Source organism: Pseudomonas sp. OA65 (assembly GCF_017498305.1).
In the GTDB taxonomy this organism is placed as follows: domain Bacteria; phylum Pseudomonadota; class Gammaproteobacteria; order Pseudomonadales; family Pseudomonadaceae; genus Aquipseudomonas; species Aquipseudomonas zanjanensis.
Genome location: NZ_JAGDEZ010000024.1, coordinates 42269 through 65954, shown reverse-complemented (window position 1 = coordinate 65954; position 23686 = coordinate 42269). Strand labels below are relative to the sequence as shown.

The 23686-nt window shown below is 61.0% G+C and carries 22 protein-coding genes; 6 read left to right on the top strand and 16 right to left on the bottom strand.

Going from position 1 to position 23686, the window contains the following annotated elements; all coding sequences use genetic code 11:
• Positions 1–11: 11 nt before the first annotated feature.
• Positions 12–659 carry a pyridoxamine 5'-phosphate oxidase gene (gene pdxH, locus J3361_RS19645; RefSeq protein WP_207965971.1) on the top strand — a complete coding sequence of 216 codons (648 nt, stop codon included), beginning with the start codon at positions 12–14 and terminating at the stop codon, positions 657–659.
• Here pdxH and J3361_RS19640 read toward each other — a convergent pair.
• Positions 607–888 (bottom strand): hypothetical protein, encoded by a 282-nt coding sequence (locus J3361_RS19640; protein ID WP_207965970.1) that lies wholly within the window; start codon positions 886–888, stop codon positions 607–609. The two genes, pdxH and J3361_RS19640, sit on opposite strands and share 53 nt — an antisense overlap.
• A 171-nt stretch (positions 889–1059) precedes the next feature.
• On the opposite strand from J3361_RS19640, the gene J3361_RS19635 reads away from it, so the two are divergent.
• Entirely contained in the window at positions 1060–1524 is a 465-nt protein-coding gene (locus tag J3361_RS19635; RefSeq protein ID WP_024776354.1) for a glycine zipper 2TM domain-containing protein, read from the top strand.
• Positions 1525–2436: 912 nt separating this feature from the next.
• Here J3361_RS19635 and nhaA read toward each other — a convergent pair.
• Entirely contained in the window at positions 2437–3624 is a 1188-nt protein-coding gene (nhaA, locus tag J3361_RS19630; protein ID WP_207965969.1) for a Na+/H+ antiporter NhaA, read from the bottom strand.
• A 267-nt stretch (positions 3625–3891) separates the two neighbouring features.
• Between nhaA and J3361_RS19625 the strand changes: the two genes are divergently transcribed.
• Complete coding sequence (locus J3361_RS19625; protein WP_207965968.1) at positions 3892–4986, top strand: PLP-dependent cysteine synthase family protein; 1095 nt, start codon at positions 3892–3894, stop codon at positions 4984–4986.
• 149 nt (positions 4987–5135) lie between these two features.
• Here the strand turns inward: J3361_RS19625 and J3361_RS19620 are convergent, their stop codons facing one another.
• The 3 genes from J3361_RS19620 to J3361_RS19610 form a co-directional block, all read right to left on the bottom strand.
• Complete coding sequence (locus J3361_RS19620; RefSeq protein WP_207965967.1) at positions 5136–6749, bottom strand: NAD(P)/FAD-dependent oxidoreductase; 1614 nt, start codon at positions 6747–6749, stop codon at positions 5136–5138.
• A 73-nt stretch (positions 6750–6822) separates the two neighbouring features.
• Complete coding sequence (locus J3361_RS19615) at positions 6823–7497, bottom strand: hypothetical protein (RefSeq protein WP_207965966.1); 675 nt, start codon at positions 7495–7497, stop codon at positions 6823–6825.
• 198 nt (positions 7498–7695) lie between these two features.
• Entirely contained in the window at positions 7696–8295 is a 600-nt protein-coding gene (locus J3361_RS19610; protein WP_207965965.1) for a short chain dehydrogenase, read from the bottom strand.
• Positions 8296–8399: 104 nt separating this feature from the next.
• Here J3361_RS19610 and J3361_RS19605 point away from each other — a divergent pair, with 104 nt between their 5' ends.
• Positions 8400–9311 carry a LysR family transcriptional regulator gene (locus J3361_RS19605; RefSeq protein ID WP_207965964.1) on the top strand — a complete coding sequence of 304 codons (912 nt, stop codon included), beginning with the start codon at positions 8400–8402 and terminating at the stop codon, positions 9309–9311.
• 135 nt (positions 9312–9446) lie between these two features.
• Here the strand turns inward: J3361_RS19605 and J3361_RS19600 are convergent, their stop codons facing one another.
• The 9 genes from J3361_RS19600 to J3361_RS19560 all read right to left on the bottom strand — a co-directional run bounded on the left by J3361_RS19600 (position 9447) and on the right by J3361_RS19560 (position 17166).
• Positions 9447–9923, bottom strand: a complete 477-nt coding sequence (locus J3361_RS19600) for a DoxX family protein (RefSeq protein ID WP_207965963.1) — start codon at positions 9921–9923, stop codon at positions 9447–9449.
• On the bottom strand, positions 9920–10678 hold the full coding sequence (locus J3361_RS19595) for a DNA-binding domain-containing protein (protein WP_207965962.1): 759 nt from the start codon (positions 10676–10678) through the stop codon (positions 9920–9922). Before J3361_RS19595 ends, J3361_RS19600 begins: the two co-directional genes overlap by 4 nt.
• Positions 10675–11544 (bottom strand): DUF692 domain-containing protein, encoded by an 870-nt coding sequence (locus J3361_RS19590; RefSeq protein ID WP_207965961.1) that lies wholly within the window; start codon positions 11542–11544, stop codon positions 10675–10677. The genes J3361_RS19595 and J3361_RS19590 overlap by 4 nt, the downstream gene beginning before the upstream one ends.
• 25 nt (positions 11545–11569) lie before the next feature.
• On the bottom strand, positions 11570–11875 hold the full coding sequence (locus tag J3361_RS19585; protein WP_207965960.1) for a DUF2282 domain-containing protein: 306 nt from the start codon (positions 11873–11875) through the stop codon (positions 11570–11572).
• A 278-nt stretch (positions 11876–12153) separates the two neighbouring features.
• Positions 12154–12855 (bottom strand): ABC transporter ATP-binding protein, encoded by a 702-nt coding sequence (locus tag J3361_RS19580; RefSeq protein ID WP_053119042.1) that lies wholly within the window; start codon positions 12853–12855, stop codon positions 12154–12156.
• A complete protein-coding gene (gene livG, locus J3361_RS19575; RefSeq protein WP_053119044.1) occupies positions 12856–13623 on the bottom strand; it encodes a high-affinity branched-chain amino acid ABC transporter ATP-binding protein LivG in 768 nt (255 codons plus the stop codon).
• A complete protein-coding gene (locus J3361_RS19570; RefSeq protein WP_207965959.1) occupies positions 13620–14888 on the bottom strand; it encodes a high-affinity branched-chain amino acid ABC transporter permease LivM in 1269 nt (422 codons plus the stop codon). Before J3361_RS19570 ends, livG begins: the two co-directional genes overlap by 4 nt.
• Positions 14885–15808, bottom strand: a complete 924-nt coding sequence (livH, locus tag J3361_RS19565; RefSeq protein WP_014336891.1) for a high-affinity branched-chain amino acid ABC transporter permease LivH — start codon at positions 15806–15808, stop codon at positions 14885–14887. Before livH ends, J3361_RS19570 begins: the two co-directional genes overlap by 4 nt.
• Before the next feature lie 230 nt (positions 15809–16038).
• Positions 16039–17166: a branched-chain amino acid ABC transporter substrate-binding protein gene (locus tag J3361_RS19560; protein WP_186708463.1), complete on the bottom strand. Its 1128-nt coding sequence runs from the start codon at positions 17164–17166 to the stop codon at positions 16039–16041.
• Positions 17167–17505: 339 nt separating this feature from the next.
• Here J3361_RS19560 and J3361_RS19555 point away from each other — a divergent pair, with 339 nt between their 5' ends.
• Entirely contained in the window at positions 17506–17811 is a 306-nt protein-coding gene (locus J3361_RS19555; protein WP_053119051.1) for a DUF2288 domain-containing protein, read from the top strand.
• A 287-nt stretch (positions 17812–18098) separates the two neighbouring features.
• Here the strand turns inward: J3361_RS19555 and J3361_RS19550 are convergent, their stop codons facing one another.
• Positions 18099–20276, bottom strand: a complete 2178-nt coding sequence (locus J3361_RS19550) for a hypothetical protein (RefSeq protein WP_207965958.1) — start codon at positions 20274–20276, stop codon at positions 18099–18101.
• 360 nt (positions 20277–20636) lie between these two features.
• Between J3361_RS19550 and J3361_RS19545 the strand changes: the two genes are divergently transcribed.
• On the top strand, positions 20637–21986 hold the full coding sequence (locus tag J3361_RS19545; RefSeq protein WP_053119054.1) for an MFS transporter: 1350 nt from the start codon (positions 20637–20639) through the stop codon (positions 21984–21986).
• A 153-nt stretch (positions 21987–22139) separates the two neighbouring features.
• On the opposite strand, the gene J3361_RS19540 is transcribed toward J3361_RS19545, so the two are convergent.
• Positions 22140–23657, bottom strand: coding sequence for an MDR family MFS transporter (locus J3361_RS19540; protein WP_207965957.1), 1518 nt, complete (start codon positions 23655–23657; stop codon positions 22140–22142).
• Between the last annotated feature and the right edge of the window lie 29 nt (positions 23658–23686).

The window sequence follows — 23686 nt, the reverse complement described above, 5'->3', positions numbered from 1 at the left end:
AGGAATGAGCCATGACCCAACCGCTGGCTGATATGCGCCGCGACTACACCCGCGACGGCTTGACCGAGGCACAAGCCCCGGCCGAGCCGTTTGCACTGTTCCACCAATGGTTCGCCGACGCGGTGAAAACCGAACAGGCCCCGGTGGAGGCCAACGCCATGACCCTGGCGACGGTGGATGCAGACGGGCGCCCGCATTGCCGGATCCTGCTGCTCAAGGGCCTGGACGCCCTGGGCTTTACGTTTTTCACCAATTACGACAGCGCCAAGGGCCAACAACTGGCCGCGAATCCGTTCGCGGCCATGACGTTTTTCTGGCCGGCCTTGGAACGCCAGGTGCGCATCGAAGGCAAAGTGGTCAAGGTCACGGCGCAAGAGTCGGACGCCTATTACCAGGTTCGCCCGCTGGGCAGCCGTCTCGGCGCCTGGGCTTCACCCCAGAGCCGGGTGATTTCAGGGCGTGCGGAGTTGGACGATTTGCTCAAGGCCACCGAGCAACGTTTCAGTGACAGCCAACCTCACTGCCCGGAGCATTGGGGCGGCTACCGCTTGCTGCCCGAGCGCATCGAGTTCTGGCAGGGCCGCCCGAGCCGCCTGCATGATCGCCTCAGCTATCGCCTGCAAGGGGCGAGCTGGACTCTCGAGCGCCTGGCGCCTTAACGGGATAACCCGCCGCAGCGGTTTGCAGCCATTGCGGCAGGTCCCGGCGCTTGATGCCTTGCTCCCGGGCGCGGGTCAATTGTTGCAGCATGTAGGTCTTTTTCTGCTCATCCTGCCCCGCCAACGACAGTGCCAGGTCGCGGTCCATCCAGCGTTTGATTCGCACGTAAAGCCACCCGTGGAAGTACAGGCCGGCCACGGTGGTGACGACGATAATGAAATAATCCATGAAAAAATCCCGGGGTTGATGACGCAGGTTTCGTAAATTGGCGCTACTGTTTGGTGAATTTTTCCGGTGCGCCTGTATCCCACCTGAATGAAAACAATTTTATCCCGGCCAGGCCGTGACAGGCGTCAAGCTGGGGAGTTTAATGAATCCCTGTCTTTTGGAGTTGATGCTATGCGTAAGTCTGTTTTGCTGGTTGCTTCCTTTTCCACGATGGCGATGTTGCTCACTGGCTGTCAGTCGAGCCTGACCGGTGACTCCTACTCCCGTGACGAAGCGCGTCGCGTGCAGACGATTCGCATGGGGACCATCGAATCCCTGCGTCCGGTCAAGATCGAAGGTACCAAGACCCCTATCGGCGGTGCGGCCGGGGCTGTGGTCGGTGGTGTCGGTGGCAGCGCCATCGGCGGTGGCCGTGGCAGCATCGTCGCTGCCGTGATCGGCGCTGTGGCGGGTGGCTTGATTGGTTCTGCTACCGAAGAAGGTTTGACCCGTACCCAGGGTGTGGAGATCACTGTGCGTGAAGATGACGGCAGTATGCGTGCCTATGTGCAGCAGGTTCAGGAGAACGAGGTGTTCCGTGTGGGTGAGCGGGTTCGTATTTCCACCGTGGGTGGCACGAGTCGCGTATCGCACTAAGCTGGAATCAGGTCAGAAAAACGGCGCTTGTTCCTGGGAGGGAAAGCGCCGTTTTTTTATGGATTTTGTTTCGGGTTGTGGGGTGTATATCCGTTGCTGCGGTAACGGCGGCTTATGGTTCAGCCCTTACGGCGGGTCACTTTTTTCAGACGCCACGAAGGCAGCGTGGTTAACGGGGCGCCCCAGATCAAAATCAAAAGCCGAGCGAGGCGGCCTTATAGCCGACCTGGCTCATGCTGGGGACCGCGTTCCTCCTGTGGGAGCGGGCTTGCTCGCGAAGGCGGTGTGTCAGTTTGCAGTGATGTTGGAGGTGCCGGCGTCATCGCGAGCAGGCTCGCTCCCACAGGTGATCCAGGTGCCCATGAGTCTCGTGTCTGGCTGCAGGCCTATTGTGGGAGCGAGCCTGCTCGCGAAGACGATGTCACAGTCGATGAAGATGTTGGATGGGCTGGCCTCTTCGCGAGCAAGCTCGCTCCCACAGTGGTTCTGTGTTGGACATAAATTTTGTGTTCACCGGAGACCCAGTGTGGGAGCGAGCTTGCTCGCGATAGCGGTGGCTCAGCCAAATAAGTGCCGGCCTATACCCCGCTTGCTCTTGCTCTTGCTCTGGACTTTGATCTTGATCTTGATCTGGGCGCCCCGTTAAACCACGCTGGCCGAACGCAGGTATTGTGGAGTGGGCATCCCGGCATGGATGCCGGGATAGCCGCGCTGGGCCATGGATGGCCCTTCGCGGCGGCCCACGGAGCAATGCCGGAGTGAGGGCATGCCGAGCCTAAGCGAGGCACCGAGTGGTGGGGCAGAAGCGTTTTGCTTACTTTTGCGCTTTTCAAAAGTGAGCCGCCGTAAGGGCGGAACCTTAAGTGGCCGTTACCGCAGCAACGGATATGCTCCCCTTCTGGCAGCCAGGAATCAGCCAGGCAATACGGTCTGCTTACGACTGGCCGCCGCCGTCACCGCATACCCCAACAACGCCGCCAGAATCGAACCCGTAAGAATCCCCATCCGATCCATGCCGGCGTAGTCACTCACACCCGGCTCGAACGCGAGGGAGCCAACGAACAGGCTCATGGTAAAGCCGATCCCACACAGGATCGCCACCCCCAGGATCTGCCCCCAATTGGCCCCGGCGGGCAGGCTGGCGATGCCGATTTTCACGGCCAGCCAGGTCAGGCCGAAGACGCCGACGGTCTTGCCCAGCAACAGGCCGATGGCAATCCCCATCGGTACGTGATGGGTGAAACTCTCGACGGTGACGCCGCTCAGGGACAGGCCAGCGTTGGCGAAGGCGAACAGCGGCAGAATACCGTAGGCCACCCAGGGATGCAGGGCATGTTCCAGGGTGAGCAACGGTGAGGTCTCGGCGTTTTTCGTGCGCAACGGGATGCAGAACGCCAGGGTGACCCCGGCCAGGGTGGCATGGACACCACTCTTCAGCACGCAGACCCAGAGGATCAGGCCCACGACCATGTAGGGCCCGAGCTTGACCACGCCCATCCGGTTCATCGTCACCAGCGCGGCGATGCAGGCGGCTGCCAGCATGAGCGACAAGGTCGACAGGGCCCCGGAGTAGAAGATGGCGATGATGATAATGGCGCCCAGGTCGTCGATGATCGCCAGGGTCATCAGGAACAGCTTGAGCGACACCGGCACCCGCTTACCGAGCAAGGCCAGCACGCCGAGGGCGAATGCAATGTCGGTGGCGGTGGGAATCGCCCAGCCAGCGAGGGCGGCCGGATTGTCGCGATTGAGGAACCAATAGATCAGGGCGGGCACCACCATGCCGCCAATCGCCGCCGCCCCTGGCAGGACGATTTGCGAAGGTTTCGACAGCTGCCCGTCGAGGACCTCACGCTTGACCTCGAGACCGATGAGCAGGAAGAACATCGCCATCAGGCCGTCGTTGATCCACAGCAGCAAGGGTTTGGCGATCTTCAAGGCGCCGACTTGGGCGACCACCGGTGTGTCGAGCAGGCCGTTGTACAGCCAGGACAGCGGCGAATTGTTGATGGCCAGGGCCAGCACGGCGGCAGCGATCAGCAGCAAGCCGCTGGCAGCCTCCAGTTGAAAAAAACGTGTTAGAGAATTGCGTAGAGCCACGATCGCTCTCCATTCATTGAATCAAAAAGATGGCACACCCTAACCCGTACTGTTAGTTGTTAAAACAAAAGTTATATTCTTTTTTGTTATATGTCGTTACAAGGACCTGCGCCACGCAGTCAGCAGTTACGGGCCATATTGGACCTTAGCTGTACCTGTGCGCGATGTCGGTTTTTTCCTAAGCTGGCGTCTGGTTTTTCCGAACACCTACCGTGCCTGCACAATCGCGTGATTCCCGCGTCGAACCGATCCAGTGAGAAAACACACATGAACGACCATCGCCAGTGGGCCCGTGAAGCGATCCGCATCATCGAGGCCGACTTCCAGCGCAGCGCCGATACCCACCTGATTCCGCTGCCGCTGCCTGGCCTTCCGGGCATCGAGCTGTATTTCAAGGATGAGTCCAGCCATCCCACCGGCAGTCTCAAGCATCGGCTGGCCCGTTCGCTGTTTCTCTATGCGTTGTGTAACGGCTGGCTCAAGCCCGGTGCGCCGGTAATCGAGGCCTCCAGCGGCTCGACGGCGATTTCCGAGGCTTACTTCGCCCGGTTGCTGGGCCTGCCGTTCATTGCGGTAATGCCTGCGACTACCTCCAGGGAAAAAATCGCACAGATCGCGTTTTACGGCGGCCAGAGCCACCTGGTGGACGTTCCTACGCAGATCTACGCCGAATCCGAACGCCTGGCCCGCGAGCATGATGGGCACTTCATCGACCAGTTCACCTACGCCGAGCGCGCCACGGACTGGCGGGCCAATAACAACATTGCCGAATCGATCTTCCAGCAGATGCGCTTCGAGCGGCATCCGGAGCCCACTTGGCTGATTTCCAGCCCTGGCACTGGCGGCACCACCGCGACCTTGGGACGTTATGTCCGTTACCGCCAGCATGGCACCCGCGTGTTATGCGCCGACGCCGAGCGTTCGGTTTTCTTCGATTACTACCGCAGTGGCGACGCGAGCCTGCGCCTGGACTGCGGTTCACGCATCGAAGGCATCGGCCGGCCACGGGTCGAGGCGTCGTTCTTGCCAAAAGTCATCGATGCGATGGTCAAGGTACCGGACGCCTTGTCACTGGCGGCCATGCATTACCTGGCCGAGCGCTTGGGACGACGGGTCGGCGGGTCCAGCGGCACCAACCTGATCGGCGCGCTCATGGCGGCCCGGCAGATGGTAGACGCGGGGGAGTCGGGATCGATCGTGGCGATCTTGTGTGACGGTGGCGAGCGCTACGCCACGACCTATTACGATCCGGCATGGCTCAAGGCCCAGGGTTACGAGTTGAGTGGGTTGATGGACAGCGTGGCGGCGAGTGTGGAGCGGGGCGAGGCGCTGCCGGAGAGTGTGTTGCGGGCGAATATCTGATCCCGAGACACGGACGTCTTGTGGGAGCGGGCTTGTGTGGGAGCTGGGCTTGCCCGCGATAGCATCACCTCGGTTCACCTGATAGACCGAGTTGCCTGCATCGCGGGCAAGCCCAGCTCCCACAAAGTCTCTCCCACAATGTGTAGGTATCAGCCCTCGAGCCCCAAGATATCCCGCGCCACGGCCTCGGCAATCCGAATCCCGTCCACCCCCGCCGACAGGATCCCGCCCGCATAACCGGCGCCTTCACCCGCTGGGAACAGGCCCTTGACGTTCAGGCTCTGCAACGACTCGTTGCGGGTGATGCGCAGGGGCGATGAAGTGCGGGTTTCGATGCCGGTCAGCACGGCGTCATGCAGCGAGTAGCCGCGAATCTGTTTCTCGAACGCCGGCAGGGCTTCGCGGATGGCTTCGATGGCGAAGTCCGGCAAGGCCAGGGCCAAATCGCCCAGGGACACCCCAGGCTTGTAGGAAGGTTCGACGCTGCCTAGGGCCGTAGACGGCTTGCCGGCGATGAAATCGCCCACCAGTTGCGCCGGGGCTTCGTAGTTGCTGCCGCCGAGCACGAACGCATGGGATTCCAGGCGTTCCTGCAATTCGATCCCGGCCAGTGGGCCGCCCGGATAATCCACTTCCGGGGTAATGCCGACGACGATGCCGGAGTTGGCGTTGCGCTCATTGCGCGAATACTGGCTCATGCCGTTGGTCACGACGCGGTTCGGCTCGGACGTCGCGGCCACCACGGTGCCGCCCGGGCACATGCAGAAGCTATACACCGAACGACCATTCTTGGCGTGGTGCACCAGTTTGTAGTCGGCTGCGCCGAGTTTCGGATGGCCGGCGTATTTACCCAGGCGCGCACTGTCGATCAGCGATTGCGGGTGTTCGATACGGAAACCCACCGAGAACGGCTTGGCTTCCATGTACACGCCCCGACCGTGGAGCATGCGGAACGTGTCCCGGGCGCTGTGGCCCAAGGCCAGGATCACGTGTTTCGAATGGATCTGCTCACCGCTGGCCAACTCGACGCCAACCAGTTGACCGTCTTCGATCAAAACGTCAGTGACCCGCTGCCCGAAGCGCACTTCACCGCCCAAGGCGCGAATCTGCTCACGCATGGTTTCCACCACGCCTGTCAGACGGAAGGTGCCGATGTGCGGTTTGCTGACGTAGAGGATTTCTTCCGGTGCGCCGGCCTTGACGAATTCGTGCAGGACCTTGCGACCGAGGAATTTCGGATCCTTGATCTGGCTGTAGAGTTTGCCGTCGGAAAACGTCCCCGCGCCACCTTCACCGAACTGCACGTTGGATTCGGGGTTGAGCACGCTTTTGCGCCAAAGGCCCCAGGTGTCCTTGGTGCGCTGGCGCACTTCCGGGCCACGCTCGAGGATGATCGGCTTGAAGCCCATCTGTGCCAGCAGCAGGGCGGCGAAGATCCCGCACGGGCCGAAGCCGACCACGATCGGCCGCTCGCTCAGGTCCGCTGGTGCCTGGCCCACTACTTTGTAACTGACATCCGGCGCTTCGTTGACGTTACGGTCATCGGCGAACTTGCGCAGCAGGCTGGCTTCGTCGCGCACCGTCAGGTCGATGGTGTAGATGAAGCACAGTTCGGAAGATTTCTTGCGCGCATCGTAGCTGCGCTTGAACAAGGTGAAGTCGAGCAAGTCATCGCTGGCGATGCCCAGGCGCTGCACGATGGCAGGGCGCAGGTCTTCTTCGGGATGGTCGATCGGCAGCTTGAGTTCGGTGATTCGTAACATGGCGGGGTCCGGTTCGCGGGATGCACAACTGCACCAGGGCGTGAACCGGCGATTATATGCCAAAAGCGCTGAATCAGTCGTCGCGCGCGCCACCGAAGTAGGCGCAACCGCGTTGGACCTGGCCGTTGACCCGCAACTCGGCGCTCATGTGTTGCACGCTGGCATTGGCGCTGTCGACACAGCGCGCCGGTGTGACCCAAAGCTCGACTTTCTGGCCGTTGGCCTCGGTGCCGAGGTTGAAGCGGCCATCGCCCAATTGCTCTTCGACGTAAGGCACCGCCAGTGGCGACTGGCCTTCGCGGTCCAGCACCAAGCCCTTGCCGCTGGCCTTGAGCGTCCATTCAGGGCCATGTCCCGCGGCGCGCAGGATCACGCGTTTGAAGTCAGCGTCTTCGCAAGCCGTTCCCGAGCGCTCCAGGCGATACAGCTGTTCAACGTCCAACTGACTGTCGGTGCCGGCCGCTGCGCTGGAAACTATACGGCCGCGCATATCGGCAAACAGCTTGCCCTGGTCATCGGCCAGGCTCGCGGCCTGTTGCAAGACGCTGGTGCCACCGCTGTCGTTGACGATATAGCGGCGTTGTTCCTGGCACGGTTGGAACACCAGTTTGCCGTCGGCCGCGGTGAGCTCGCCCTGCATGCGCGTCTGGCCGGCGTGGGAGACGCTCTGGCGCGGGGCGTCGAATAATTGGCAGCCGGCGAAGAGCGGCAGGAGGGCGACAAACAGCAGGGAGCGGGCGGCACGCATCATTGGGTCTCCAGACAAGTGTCGCCACGTTACTCAGACTGATCCCACATCACAACCCATAGGAGCGGTGTAGGAGCGGTGTAGGAGCTGTCGAGTGCAACGAGGCTGCGATCTTTCCCTGGCAATTGAGTCTTGAATGAAAGACCAAAGATCAAAAGATCGCAGCCTTCGGCAGCTCCTACGCGGGTAGGTGATCGGTCAACCCACGTGAAACGTCTGACCGGTTTGCAGGCCTTCGACGCTCTTGGCGTAGGCCAATGCCACATCCGCTGCGGGAACGGGTTTGAAACCGCGGAAATAAGGCGCGTACTTGTCCATCGCTTCCAGCAATACGTTCGGGCTCACCGAGTTGACCCGCAGGCCCCGTGGCAACTCGATTGCCGCGGCGCGCACGAAACTGTCCAGGGCGCCATTGACCAGGGCCGCCGACGCGCCGCTCTTGATCGGATCGTGGCTGAGCACGCCAGTGGTGAAGGTGAAGGATGCGCCGTCGTTGGCGAATTCGCGGCCGATCAGCAGCAGATTGACCTGCCCCATCAGCTTGTCTTCCAAACCCAGGGCAAAACTGTCTTCGGTCATCTCGGCCAGGGGCGCGAAGGTGACGTTGCCGGCGGCGCAGACCAAGGCATCGAAACGGCCGGTCTTCTCGAACAGGGCGCGAATCGAGGCGCTGTCGCTGATATCCACTTGCAATTCACCGCTGTGACGGCCGATCCGAACGATGTCGTGGCGGGGCGACAATTCGTTATCGATGGCCGAACCGATGGTGCCGCTGGCGCCGATCAACAGGATTTTCATGGGCTGTTCCTCTATGGGGTGGATGAGTTTTCAGTCTAGAGAGGTTCTTTCCACTGATAATCATGCTAATAGGCAACCTTTGGTTTTCATTTGGAAACAATCCAATGAGCGAAATGGATGACCTGGCGGCGTTTGCCGTGTTGATGGAGGCCGGCAGTTTCACCTTGGCGGCCCAGCAGTTGGGGTGCAGCAAGGGCCAATTGTCCAAGCGCATCAGCCTGTTGGAGAAGCGCTTTTCGGTGGTGTTGCTGCAACGCACCACACGGCGCTTGAGCCTCACGGCGGCAGGGGCGGCGTTGTTGCCCCAGGCCCAGGCGCTGTTGGTGCAGGTGGAACGGGCGCGTCAGGCATTGGCGCGTTTGAAGGATGATATTTCCGGGCCGGTGCGTATGACGGTGCCGGTTTCGTTGGGCGAAACGTTCTTCGAGGGCTTGTTGACGGAGTTCGCTCGTACGTATCCCCACGTTCAGATCGAACTGGAGCTCAACAACGGTTACCGTGACTTGAGCCGCGATGGTTTCGACCTGGCGATCCGTTCCGACGCCGCCATCGATGAGCGGCTGGTGGCCCGGCCCCTGCTCGCGTGGCACGAAATGACCTGCGCCAGCCCGGCCTACCTCGAACGCTATGGCGAACCCGAGACGCCCCAGGCCCTGGCCGAGCACCGCTGTTTGCTCAACAGCCACTACAGCGGTCGGGAAGAATGGCTTTACCACCAGCAACACGAACTGCTGCGGGTTCGTGTGTCGGGGCCGTTCGCCAGCAATCATTACAGCCTGCTGAAAAAAGCCGCCCTGGCCGGCGCTGGAATTGCCCGGCTGCCGTCGTATCTGCTGCATGAAGAATTAGCCGACGGACGCCTGCATTGGCTGCTGCGCGACTACCAGACCCGGCGCATGCCGATGTACCTGGTGCACCCGTACCAGGGTGGATTGCCCAAGCGCACCCAGGTGCTGGCCGACTACTTGATCGACTGGTTCAAGCGTAGCGGCGAGGCGTTGGATCGACTCAAGTAGTAATGGTCTCAACCTATTGGATAACCCTTGTGGGAGCGAGCCTGCTCGCGAAGGCGATGGCACATCCGGTATTTATGCAAGCTGACCCACCGCTATCGCGAGCGGGCTCGCTCCCACAGGAGTTTCCAGTCGTAATCAATAGGCGTAACGCTTGGCAATCAGGTGGTCGATGGACAACACCCCTGGTCCACGGGCCATCAGATAAAGCAAGACCGCCGCCCAGGTGCCATGGGTCGGGTAGGCGTCCGGGTAGACGAACAGCTGGATGGTCACGGTCATGCCGAGCAAGGCCAGCGCTGAAAAGCGTGTCGCCAGGCCCAGCAGGATCAGGACCGGAAACACATGCTCGGCAGCAGCCGCCAGGTACGCGGCCAGTTCCGGCGACAGCAGCGGCAGGGCGTATTCGCTTTTGAACAAAGGGATGGTCGAGTCCGCCAGGTGCGGCAGGCCGATCTGGAAGGTGCCGTCGAACAGGTCGATGGCCAGGCCTTCGATTTTGGTCTGGCCGGATTTCCAGAACACCGCGGCAATGGAAAAACGTGCGACGAAGGCAATCAGGCTGTGGGGGATTTTTTCCAGCCATTGAATGAAACCGGCAATCAGGGTGTTCATGGAGATACCTGTTCGGCGAGGAGGTGAGTGATGGCCTGGTGACGGATGAGGCCCGCCAGGGTGTGTTCCAGGTCGAGGTCGTTCGAGGCTTCCATGGCAGAGGTCAGGGACAACCCTTGTTGCAGGGCCGCGATAAACCCATGGACAGCGTGACTGATCGCAAACACCTCCACGTCCAGGCCGTTGCGCAGTACCAAGGCGTTTTGCGCGGGAAAGGTTTCGAACGGCACCGGCGTCTGGTGCTGATGGGCGGACCAGATCGTTACCACGGCGAAGGGCGATTGCAGCAGGCGCAGTGACGGATGAAGCCCGATCTTCAGGTGCCCCACCCGTGTGGGGGACGACAGCGTCGCCACGATTCGTTCTTCTGTCATGGGCTTGGCGTCGGCGGCATGCCAGGCCTGCACATGCAGTCGTTCCAGGCGAGCGACGTCCGCCAGGTACGGTACGCTGGCAGCGGGTTCGAAGCGCTCGATGAACTCGGCAAAGTCTTCCCCGTAATCGTTCATCACCGGGCTTCGTGGCGCCGTCGACTGGACGTAGACCCCGGCCATGGCCCGAAAGAATTCCTCGCCCACCAGTTGCACCACCACCGGGTAATTGTCGGCCAGGGCATTGATCAATGAACCGAGCACGTTATTGCGGTACACCGCGAAACGGCTTTCCGGGTCCGCACCGTTGGCGCTGAACAGGCCGGGCGGGCAAACCTTGCGTGGGTCGAGCAGGGCGGCGGCGAATGCATGCTGGTCGCTCATGACCGCGCTCCCGCAGCGCTCAACAGTTGATCGGCCTGGCGCGCTTCGGCCAGCAGCACTTCCCACGCCGGAACGTGATTGTCGCGCTCGATCAAGGTGGCCACCGGCCCGGTCCGCTCCAGTGCCTTGAGGTACAGTTGCCAGACCGCGTGATCGATGGGGGCGCCGTGATTGTCTATCAGCAGGCGCTCGCCGAGGCTGTCGGTGTCTTCGGCAAAACCGGCCAGGTGAATTTCGCCGGTCGCGTGCAAGGGCAGGGCATCGAGGTAGGCCAGCGGATCGCGGCAGTGGTTAATGCACGAAACGTAGACATTGTTCACATCCAGCAGCAGGCCGCAGCCGGTGCGCCGGATCACTTCGCTGATGAAGTCTGGCTCGTCAAGGGTCGAGGCCTCGAACGCCAGGTAGGTGGCCGGGTTTTCCAGCAACAGCGCGCGTTTAAGGCTGCTCTGGACTTGATCGATGTGCTGGCAGACGCGATCGAGTGTGGCTTCGTCGTAGGCCAGGGGGAGCAGGTCATTGAGGAACACCGGGCCGTGGCTGGACCAGGCCAGGTGTTCGGAAAAAGACTGGGGCTGATAGCGTTCGATCAATGCGGCCAGGCGCTGCACATGCGCGACATCCAGCGGCCCCTCCCCACCGATCGACAAGCCGACGCCGTGCAATGACAGCGGGTACTGCTCGCGTATCTGCCCCAGGAAGTGATGAAGCGGCCCGCCCGCCACCATGTAGTTTTCCGCGTGCACTTCGAAAAAGCCCAGATCCGGTCGGGTCAGGAGTACTTCACGAAAATGTTCGCTCTTGAGCCCCAGCCCCGCCCTGGGCGGCAGCCGGCTATCAAGGGCGAGGGAAGGGGTCTTCAACATGGTGATGGGCCTCAGGCAGTTGCGATCAGGACTTGGCTTTGAACGCTTCGAGCTGGCCGAAACCGGTCGGGGAAGTTTTGCTCTCCATGGTGGTGCAAGTGCCTTTTGGCACCGATTTCCAGGCGTTGCCCTGGTAATCCATTTTTGCCGTACCTGCGCAGGTGGTGCCGGCACCAGCGGCGCAGTCGTTCTTGCCTTTGAGGGCGACGCCGAAGCATTTTTCCATGCTGTCGTCAGCAGCGTGGACGGTCGAGACGGCTGTCATGCTCAGGGCAGAACCCAGGGCCAGGACCAGGGCGGCGGCGGACAGGGTGCGGGTCGAAGCAGTCATGATGATTCTCCAGTCATTCAGGGAAATGAACCGGCGTTAGCGCCGGTCTGCTGAACTAGAGAGGGGAGGTGGGAAAGCGTTACAGCGGTCTGCAGATTTTTTTCGGTTTTCCCCCAAACCCGTGGCGAGGGAGCTTGCTCCCGCTGGGCCGCGCCGCGGCCCCAAGGTGTTGCGGTCGCGGCGCAACCGAGCGGGAGCAAGCTCCCTCGCCACAAAGGCAGTCATTTTACGATGGGTAAAAAAAACGGCCCGAAGGCCGTTTTTTATTTGCGCCAGACTTAACCGCCCAAGTACGCCTCGCGCACTTTCGGGTCGGTCAGCAAGGCTTCGCCGGTGCCTTGCATCACCACGCGACCGTTCTCCAGCACATACGCCCGGTCGGCGATTTTCAGCGCCTGGTTGGCGTTCTGCTCCACCAGGAACACCGTCACGCCATCCTTGCGCAGCTGTTCGATGATGTCGAAGATCTGCTGGATGATGATCGGTGCCAGGCCCAGGGAAGGCTCGTCAAGCAGCAGCAGCTTAGGCTTGCTCATCAGCGCACGGCCGATGGCGAGCATTTGCTGTTCACCGCCGGACATGGTGCCGCCGCGCTGGGTAAAGCGCTCTTTCAGGCGTGGGAAAAGGTGCAAGACCTTGTCCATCTGTTCCTGATAGTCGCCCTTGTCAGTGAAAAAACCGCCCATGGCGAGGTTTTCTTCCACGGTCAGACGGGCAAATACCCGACGGCCCTCAGGCACCACGGCGATGCTCTTGCGCATGATCTGCGCCGAGTCCTGGCCCACCAGTTCCTCACCCATGTAGCGGATGCTGCCGCTGTGGGCCTGGGGCGAACCGCAGAGCGTCATCAGCAACGTGGATTTGCCGGCGCCGTTGGCACCGATCAGCGTGACGATTTCGCCCTGGCGGACCTCGACGTTGACGCTGTGCAGGGCCTGGATCTTGCCGTAGAAGGTGGAAACGTTTTCGAACTGCAGCATTTACGCTTCCCCCAGGTAGGCTTTGATCACTTCAGGATTGTCGCGGATCTGCTCCGGCGTGCCGTCGGCCAGGGGCGTGCCCTGGTTGATCACGACGATGTGGTCGGAAATGCTCATGACCAGCTTCATGTCGTGCTCGATCAGCAGCACGGTGACGTTGTGCTCCTCACGCAGCACGCCGATCAACGCCTTCAGGTCTTCGGTTTCCTTCGGGTTCAGGCCGGCGGCCGGTTCGTCGAGCATGAGGATCCGCGGGCGGGTCATCATGCAGCGGGCGATTTCCAGGCGCCGTTGCTGACCGTAGGCCAGGGTCCCGGCGGTACGGTTGGCAAACTCGGTGAGGTTGACCTTGTCCAGCCAGTACTCGGCGTATTCCATGGCCTCGCGTTCGCTCTTGCGGAACGCCGGGGTCTTGAACAGGCCGGCAAAGAAGTTGGTGTTCAAGTGACGGTGCTGGGCGATCAACAGGTTCTCGACCGCTGTCATGTCCTTGAACAGCCGCACGTTCTGGAAGGTGCGCACCACGCCCTTGCGGGCGATGTGGTGACCGGGCAGGCCCTGGATGGGCTCGCCGTCCAGCAGGATGGTGCCGCCGGTGGGCTGGTAGAAGCCGGTCAGGCAGTTGAACACGGTGGTCTTGCCCGCGCCGTTCGGCCCGATGAGGGCAACCACTTGCTTCTCTTGCACGGTCAGGGCTACGCCGTTGACCGCCAGCAAACCGCCGAAGCGCATGCTCAGGTTTTCGACTTTGAGAATCTCGCGGCTCATTTGCGCAGCTCCGTTCTTAGTTTAAGTTCGGGGCGTTGCATAGGCAGCAGACCTTGAGGACGCCAGATCATCATCAGCACCATCAACGCGCCGAACATCAACATGCGGTATTCGCTGAATTCACGCATCATTTCCGGCAGCAGGATCATCACGATGGCCGCCAGGATCACGCCCAGTTGCGAGCCCATCCCGCCCAGCACGACGATGGCGAGGATGATCGCCGACTCGATGAAGGTGAAGGATTCCGGCGTCACCAAGCCCTGGCGAGCAGCGAAGAAGCTGCCAGCAAAACCGGCGAACGCAGCACCGAGGGTAAACGCCGACAGTTTGATCACGGTCGGGTTGAGGCCCAGGGCACGGCAGGCGATTTCGTCTTCACGCAATGCCTCCCAGGCACGGCCGATCGGCATGCGCAGCAGGCGGTTGATGACGAACAACGCGGCCAGGGCCAGCAACAGAGCAACCAGGTAGAGGAAGATCACCTTGTTGATCGAGTTGTATTGCAGGCCGAAGTACTCGTGGAAGGTCTGCAAACCTTCGGCGGCTTTACGTTCGAAGGTCAGGCCGAAGAACGTCGGTTTCTCGATGTTGCTGATGCCGTTCGGGCCACCGGTGATGTCGGTCAGGTTACGCAGGAACAAACGGATGATCTCGCCAAAACCCAGGGTCACGATCGCCAGGTAGTCGCCACGCAAGCGCAGGACCGGGAAACCCAGCAGGAAACCGAAGGTGGCGGCCATCATCCCGGCGATCGGCAGGCAGATCCAGAAGCTCAGGCCGAAGTAGTGGGACAGCAGTGCATAGCTGTAGGCGCCGACGGCGTAGAAGCCGACGTAACCCAGGTCCAGCAAGCCGGCCAGGCCTACGACGATGTTCAGGCCCAGGCCGAGCATCACGTAGATCAGGATCAGCGTGGCGATGTCCACCGCGCCGCGCGAACCGAAGAACGGCCACACCAAGGCCACGACGACCAAGCCCAGCACGATCCAGCGCTGGGTGCTCGGCAGGGTCAGGAAGTTGCTGGCCTTGGCCGGGATCACCGGCAGGCCGGGCGAAGACTTCCACGCCGCGCTGATCTGCGTGCTGAACAACACGCGCACGAACATCAGCAGCGAACACACGGCGATGGTCGCCAGGATAGCCGGGCTGGTGCCATGCACTTCCAGGTTGATGCCGACGATGGTCAGTTTAAGACCCAGTACCGGGTAGGCCACGGCCCAGACCAGCAAGGCGCTGAAGAGCGCCGATTTGAGATGCCTAGTCATACTTTCTCAACCTCCGGGCGGCCCAGGATGCCGGTCGGCCGGAATAACAGAACCAGAACCAACAAGCCGAATGCCACGACGTCCTTGTACTGGTCGCCGAAGATATCGGCGCCAAAGGCTTCCGCCACGCCCAGCACCAGCCCGCCGAGCATGGCGCCGGGGATGCTGCCGATGCCGCCCAGTACCGCGGCGGTGAAGGCTTTCAGGCCCACGAGGAAGCCGGCGTTGGGGTTGATCACGCCGTATTGCATGCTCAACAGCACCGCGGCGATGGCGGCCAGGGCCGCACCGATGACAAAGGTCAGGGCGATGATGTTGTTGGTGTTGATGCCCAGCAGGTTGGCCATCTTGATGTCCTCGGCACAGGCGCGGCAGGCGCGGCCCAGACGGGAACGGGAGATGAACAGCGTGAGGCCGAGCATGGCGACCAGGGTCACCACGAACACCACGATTTGCATGTAGGAAATCAGCACTTCATGTGCCCCGCCTGGCCCGATGGCGAAGTTGCCCGGGATCAGGTTGGGAATGGATTTGTCCTTGGAGTCTTGCGAAAGCAGTACCGTGTTCTGCAGGAAGATCGACATGCCGATGGCGGAAATCAGCGGGATCAGACGGTTGCTGCCGCGCAGGGGGCGGTAGGCGATCCGTTCGATGCTGTAGCCATAGGAACTGGTGACCACGATGCTCGCGATGAAAGCCGCGGTCATCAACAGCGGGACACTGTCGAGTCCCATCATGGCCAGCCCGGCGATGGCGATGAACGCCACGTAGGAGCCGATCATGTACACCTCGCCGTGGGCGAAGTTGATCATTCCAATGATGCCGTAGACCATCGTATAGCCGATGGCGATCAGGGCATACGTGCTGCCAACGGTCAGGCCGTTAACCAGCTGCTGGAAGAAGTGATAGATGTCAGGCATTACAGCGCTCCTAAAAACCTGATACGCATTTCACTGGTGGAGTCATTTTCCCGCCCGGGTCCCGTGGATCTGCATCCACTTCGAACACGAGTTTTGCCAGCGAACCGCTGATGACGGTTTTGAGATTTTCAGGTGGGGAGACTGGCGGATCACGCCAGCGCGGCCCAATACATTTAAAACAAAGCCCACGGCACGCCGTGGGCTTTATTGGCAGTCAGTCAGGCCAGGCCTTACTGAGGCGAAGCTTCGGTTTTAGGTTTGCCGAAATGCCACTCGTAGACCACGAACTTGAAGTCCTTCAGGTCGCCGTTCTTGTCGAAGCTCAAGTCACCGGTAGGTGTCTTGAAGGTGCCGGCGTGGATGGCTTCAGCCACTTTGCCTGCGTCTTCGCTCTTGGCAGCTTTGATCGCGTCGGCGATCACGGTCACTGCGGAGTAGGACGGGAACACGAACGGACCGCTCGGGTCTTCTTTCTTGGCCTTGAACGCGTCAGCCAGGGCGACGTTGGCCGGATCCTGGTCGAAGGATTTCGGCAGGGTTACCAGCAGGCCTTCGGAAGATTCCTTGGCGATCTGCGAGATGGAGTCGTTACCCACGCCTTCCGGACCCATGAACTTGGCCTTCAGGCCTTTTTCCTGGGATTGACGCAGGATCAGGCCCAGCTCCGGGTGGTAGCCGCCGTAGTAGACGAAGTCGACGTTGGCTTGCTTGAGCTTGGCGATCATCGAGGAGAAGTCTTTGTCGCCGGCGTTCACGCCTTCGAAGACGGCCACTTTCACGCCTTTGCCTTCGAGGGTTTTCTTCACGGCGCTGGCGATGCCTTCACCGTACTGCTGCTTGTCGTGCAGGACCGCAACGACTTTCGGCTTGACGTGGTCGGCGATGTAGTTGCCGGCCGCTGGGCCTTGGGCGCTGTCCAGGCCGATGGTGCGGAAGATCATCTTGTAGCCACGGGCGGTGATGTCCGGGCTGGTAGCGGCCGGGGTGATCATGATCACGCCTTCGTCTTCGTAGATGTCCGAAGCGGGCTGGGTGGAGCTGGAGCACAGGTGGCCAACCACGAACTTGATGCCGTCGTTGACGACCTTGTTCGCGACCGCGACCGCTTGTTTTGGATCACAGGCGTCATCGTATTCAACGGCGACGAGCTGCTTGCCGTCGACGCCGCCCTTGGCGTTGATCTGTTCGATGGCCATTTTTGCGCCGCTGAACTGCATGTCGCCGTATTGGGCTACAGGGCCGGTTTTCGGGCCGGCGATGCCGATCTTGATGGTGTCGGCGGCAAACGAATGGCTGGCAACCCCGGCCAGAACCATAGCGGCAAACAGTTTGGAAATCTGCTTAGTAGCCTTAGTCATAGTGCTCCACTCATGCTGTTGTAGTTTTTATAGTCCTGGCGCCGTAGCAGCAGAACCGGGTCAGATATCTTGGATACCCTCGCGGAAAATGCCCCCGGCAACTGTACCGGTACAGTGTAGAGCGCCGATTGTTGGCAAGGGAAGCTGGCGCTTGGGGGCAAAACCTGGGGGTGTCGCTTAATTGAAAGAAAAAGACAGAATAGCGGCGGGGGTTGTCCGGTCGTTTCGGCAATCCTTGGCTTTCCTGCGCTTTTCAATCGGTGCTGCAATTGCTACCGGGTTTTTCTGCCAGACCACCGACGTTATCATTCGCGCCGATTTCTTTTCCGGACAGCTCCCATGAATCAAGAACCTAGCACCCTCTATGCCAAGCTGCTTGGTGAAACCGCATCTATTACCTGGAAAGAGTTGGAGCCGTTCTTTGCCAAGGGTGCCCTATTGTGGGTCGATCCGGCACTGGATCTGATCGCCGCCGCCGAGGCTGTTGCCCAGGACGAAGGTACCAAAGTCGCCGCCTGGCTGGCCGCCGACCAGCTCGCCAAGCTGTCTGAAACGCGGGCGCTGGATTTTTTGGAGCGCGATCCGCAGCTCTGGGCGGTGGTGGTTTCGCCCTGGATTATGATCCAGGAAAGGGCGTCGAATTGATCGACGCACCAAGTTGGTTCGCTCGTTGGCCTGGTCGAAAGTGTGTAGGTGAGTAGCGTGATGTCAGCCTGCCGTGGCGAAACGCCACAGGGCAGGGTGACGTATACGTAACGGGAACAGTTCATTGAGCAGCCTTTGGGCTGCTCAATTGTTTCTGGATGTTGTTTCGAGGCGTTGCATAGGCCGCCTTCGCGAGCAGGCTCGCTCCCACAAGGGACCTGTGTTCACAAATCCTCTGTGGGAGCGAGCCTGCTCGCGAATCGGGGCGGCTCGGTTTCAAGCCAGCCTCAATAAGACCTGCCCGTATGGTTATTCAGGGAAATAACCTTGGTCTTGCCAATCCGGTGACGGTAGATCTCGCGCAGGTACTTGATGGATTTCTTCACGCAGTCGCGGGACAGGCGGATGTCGTTGATCGAGACGAACTTGTCTTTGTCGTTGATCAGTTCACGGTACTTCTTCTCGTACATCGGCTTGATCGCGTACCAATTGGTGTCGAGGATCTTCGCCGGGTTCTCGAACTCATTGAGCAGTTCGTCGATGCGGGCTTCGTCGAAGTCTTCATTGATGATGAAGTCCAGGATCGAATTGTCCAGGGTCTCGTCGAAGCGGTACGGGGTGCGGGCGAAGCAGCGCTTGATGAACGCCACGATCAGGGTCAGGAAGTCGTCCGACAAGCACGGGCTCTTGGCGATCAGCGTGGTCAGCGACAGGTTGGCCGAGGCGCCGATCACCAACGCGTAGCGCTTGAGCGTGGTGTTGGGGAACAGGCTGTTGAGGTGGGTCTTGAGCCGGTTCAGGTCCATGTAGGACAGCTTATAGTCCTTCGGCAAGGAGACGATGGACACCACCGACGAGCAGTTCTTGAAGAAGTGCAGGTCATGCAGGGCCGCCGCGTCGTAGCCGGAGTTCTTGTATTGCTCCAGGGAGGCGCGGTAGCGCTTGGATTCGATCGGCAACAGGCTGATGCCTTCGATGGCCTGGGTAACCTTGTTGAAGTGCGGCAGGTCGATGGAGCGGAAAAACAGGTCATCAATGTTCAGGCGCGGTGGCTCTTTCTCGAACACCTTGAACTTGTCGCCGCTCGGCGCCGGGGTTTCCGGGACGACGGACTCGGCGTAGGCAATCGCCACCGGGCCGGCCAGGCTCATGAACAGGTCGTTGGCGTCCAGGCGAATGGTTTCGCCGATGTCGATGCCGGCGCGACGGAAGTAGTTCTGGTCGTAGTCGGTGGTGACGGCCTGGGCCGTCAGGATGTTGAAGATCTGCTGGGAGATGTACTGGTTGGCGTGCTTCTCCATGGCATTGACATCAATGTTCTGGATGTTGCCGTCATCGCTTTCCTCGGCGTAGCGCATGATGTCGTTGGAGATCAGCATCATCGCGTTCCATGGGCGGATACGCCCCATCACGCTGGCTTCGCTGCTGTCTTCGTTGGCGAAGTTGTACGAGAAATCCCATTCTTCCGACAGGTACTTGCACAGCAGGCGTCCGGCGTTGATGTGCAGTGCCTCGGACATTTCGCTGCGATGGTCGGAAATGTTCGGCAGCACGCAGATGCCGCTGGTGAAGATCGGCTCGAAGACGAAGGAGTGACCGCTCTTGCTGTCGTGTTCGTCCATCGGCTTGGTGTCGAACGTCTTGTTCATGTACGAGTACTGCTGGGCCAGGCCGAACTCCGAGGCCATGCCCGAACCGGTACCGCCGCCGGCGCTGAAGATCGAGAAATACAGGCGCGACTGGTTGGCCTTGATGCCGCAACTGTCGATCAGGTACGAGTGGATCATTTTCCAGTCGGGGCTGGAGAAACGCTGGGTGTCCTTGTTCAGGATGATCTTGGCCAGGTACTGGCCGAGGATCGGCGCGTTACCGGCGCCACCGGCGTGGACTTCCGACAGGTCCATGATTTTCATTTTGCTGTAGTCGCGCAAAAAGCCGCTTTTCTCGCCCTTGCGCGAGAAACGGATGCGCCCGGCGATGTCCTTGTCCAGGTCGCCGAGCATGACCAGCGGTTCCACCAGGAATACCGGTTTGCTGGCCTTGCTGGTGCCCAGGCGCAGGTTGTTGCGGATCCACTGCGCCGGGCTGTAGCCCTTGTCGCTGTAGCCTTTGTCTTCGGCGTTGAATTCGTTGAGGTAGAACTTGCGGGCGTTGTACACCAGTTCGGCCACGTCCAAGGCAATGTTGGAGCCGCAGCGACCGAGGCCGATCAGGCACACCGACGGGAACTCTTGCTGGGCGCGGTCGAATTCGTCGTCCACCAGGTGCGGCGGGCGCGGGAACACGGTGTCACGCAGGCCATCAAGGTTGTCGAGGATACGGTCGGTATTGGTTTCGGTGAAATACAGGTACTGCTGGGTCGACAGAGGGCGCGGGGGGCTGGACGGCTTCGAGACTTCAGGGCCGTTGGCGGCCGGGCTCAAGGTCAGATCGGATACCGCAGTGGCTGTTTTTTTTGAGGTCATTGTGCGCCATATGCCTGAACTGGTGGCTCGACGAATGCGCTCATCGAACCCTCGCGGATGGGAATTCGCGCCGGGATAAACGCGAAAAATCGGTCCAAGCGGTCAGTGCTGCAGCCTGAGCAGCGCTCGGGATAATCTTTTCCTGATCATGTTGAATCGGCCACCGAACCTCGATCTTTAACCAATAAAAGGCAAAATGATGGCAGTTATTACAAGAACTTGACCGTCATCAAGAAATACGCCGTTCCCCATGGTCGGGTATCAGCCTTGCGAATGATCGGAGACAGTTGCCCTACCGCTGTCTAGATTGCATATCCAGGCCACGGACCGTTGGCCCATAACAATAAAAGAGACGGACCCATGCAGAACTCGACCCAAGCGGCGAATGCCTGGCGCATTCTGTTCCTGTTGTTCCTGGCCAACCTGTTCAATTTCTTCGACCGCACCATCCCGGCGATCATCATCGAGCCGATCCGCATGGAGTGGAGCCTCAGCGACTTCCAGATCGGCATCATCGGCACCGCGTTTACGATCGTTTATGCCATTGCCGGCTTGCCCCTGGGGCGCATGGCCGATAACGGTTCGCGCAGCAAATTGATGGGCTGGGGTCTTGCGGCTTGGAGCGGGTTGACGGCGGTCAACGGTCTGGTGGGCAGTTTCTGGGCGTTCTTGGTGGTGCGCATGGGCGTTGGCATCGGCGAGGCCAGCTATGCACCGGCGGCCAACTCTTTGATTGGCGACCTGTTCCCGGCCCATCGCCGGGCGCGGGCCATGGGCATCTTCATGCTGGGGCTGCCGCTGGGGCTGCTGCTGGCGTTTTTCACCATCGGCGCGATGGTCAAGGCCTTCGACAGCTGGCGCGCGCCGTTCTTCATCGCGGCGGTGCCGGGGCTGGTGCTGGCGGTGTTCATGTTTTTCATCAAGGAACCCAAGCGCGGCGCGGCGGAAACCGTGCAGGTGTCCCAGGAAAAGATCGACAAGCCGGTTCGCCGGGTGCTGGCGATTCCGACCTTTCTTTGGCTGGTGCTGGCGGGGCTGTGCTTCAATTTCGCGACCTATGCCTGCAACTCGTTCTTGGTGCCGATGCTGCAGCGTTATTTCCTGATGCCGCTGCACGAGGCGGCCGTGGCGACCGGGATCATGGTGGGCGTGACGGGCTTGTTCGGGCTCACCCTGGGCGGCTGGGTCGCCGACAAGATCCACCAGCGCGTGCCCAACGGCCGCCTGCTGTTTGCCGCGTTCAGCCTGGCGATTTCGACGGTCACCACGGCGTGGGCCCTGCATGCCGGGCGCATAGAAATCGGTGTGTTCGTGGCGGTGTTCAGTGTGGGTTGGCTGTTTGCCTATAACTTTTACACCTGCGTCTACACCGCGATCCAGGACGTGGTGGAGCCGCGCCTGCGCGCCACGGCGATGGCGTTGTACTTTGCCGGGCTGTATTTGCTCGGCGGCGGCCTGGGGCCGGTGGTGGTGGGCGGCTTGTCCGACTACTTCGCCCGCACGGCCATGGCGACCGCAGGCGCCCCGCAGATGACCGAAGCCTTCAAGGCCATCGGCCTGCATGACGCGATGTACCTGATCCCGGTGGCGCTGCTCCTGACTATGGTGTTCCTGTTCCTGGCGTCACGCTGCTTCGTGCGCGATGCCAAGCGGATGAAGGATGGGATGAGTGCAGTGGTGGTGCCGGAGGGTGTCGTAGCGACGGCTTGATATCCATCTGTGGGAGCAAGGCTTGCTATCAGTTTGTGGGAGCAAGGCTTGCCCGCGATGAAGGCGATGCGGTCTTTCGGAAAACCGAGGCGCCTGTTTCGCGAGCAAGCTTTGCTTCCACAAGTCCCTCGCCACAGAGGGGGGTGTTACAGGTTACTCAGCCTTGTCATCCCGCCCTCGCAACAGGCGGTTGGGCATCGCTACCGCTGCGGCCAACCCCAGCAGCGACACCGCCGCGCTGATCAGCAGCAAATGCCGGAACGTCGCCTGCAACGCCTGGCGCAAGGCATGCTGCGCCTCGCCCGGGGCAGCGTTGAGACCGTCGAGCAAGACGTTGCCGGAATGCCCTTCGCCGAGCAGCGACGAACCGGCGAGCTGGGCGAAGCTTGAATCCTGCAGCAAGGCCAGCAGCAACGCCGACATCAAGGCCACGCCCACCGCGCCGCCGAGGGAGCGGAACAGGTTGGTGGTGCTGGTGGCGACGCCGATGTCCTGTTGTTGCACGGCGTTTTGCGAACCCACCAGCGACGTGGGGAATTGCATGCCGGAGGCGATGCCGCTGAGCAGCATGAACAGGCTGCTGAGCCAGAATGCGTCAGGTGCGGTGAAGGCCATGCCGAGGATCGCGAATGGAAAGAGCAGGGCGCCGCTGAGGATCATCGGTTTGTAGCGTCCCGTGACCGAGGTTCGCCGGCCGGCGAAATACGCGCCGATCGGCAGCCCCATCGCCAGCGGCAACAAGTGCAAGGCCGCGCTGTCGGCACCGGCGCCGGTCACGCTCTGGAAGCGCAGCGGCACCAATACCGTCAGGGAAATCGCCTGGAAACTGGTGAAGAAAACCGTGCACCAGCACAGCACCGCAGTGCGGTTGGCGAATAGGTGCATCGGCAGCAACGGTTCCCGGGCCCGGCGCTCGTGCCAGGCGAACATCCCCAGCGCCGCTCCTGCGCAACCCAGCAATCCCAGCACTTCACGGCTGTGCCAGGCATGGCCCTGGCCAACCTCGGTGATCCCCAGCAGCAACGCCGTCAGGCCGATGATCAGCAACACGGTGCCCAGGTAATCGATGATCGGCGTGCGTTGCGGTACTGGCAGCCCGACGAGGGTGCGCCGGGCCACCCACCAGGCCGCGAGGCCCAGCGGCAGGTTGATCCAGAACACCCAGCGCCACGACAGGTATTCGGTCATGTAGCCACCGAGCACCGGCCCGGCCACGCTGGCCACCGCGTACATGCTGCTGAAATACCCCTGGTAGCGACCCCGTTCGCGGGGTGGGATGATGTCGCCGATGATCGCCTGGCTTACCGAAATCATCCCGCCGGCGCCGATGCCCTGGAAAATCCGCGCCAGTACCAGTTGTTCCATGTTTTGCGCCAGGCCACAGAACAGCGAGGCCAGGGTGAACAGGCCCATGCCGAACAACATCAGCGGTCGGCGGCCATAAAGGTCGCCGAGCTTGCCGTAGATCGGCACCGCCACGGTCATGGCGACCATGTAGCCGGAAATCACCCAGGCCAGCAGGCTGACGTCGGCGAATTGGGCGGAGATGGCCGGCATCGAGACGGCGACGATGGTCTGGTCCAGCGCACCGAGGAAAATCGCCAGCATCAGGGCAACCAGTACGCTGCGGATGGCCGGTTTCGGGGCGTGGAGCGTATTGAGCTGAGTCACGACAGAACCTGCGGGCGTCGCGCCAAAGA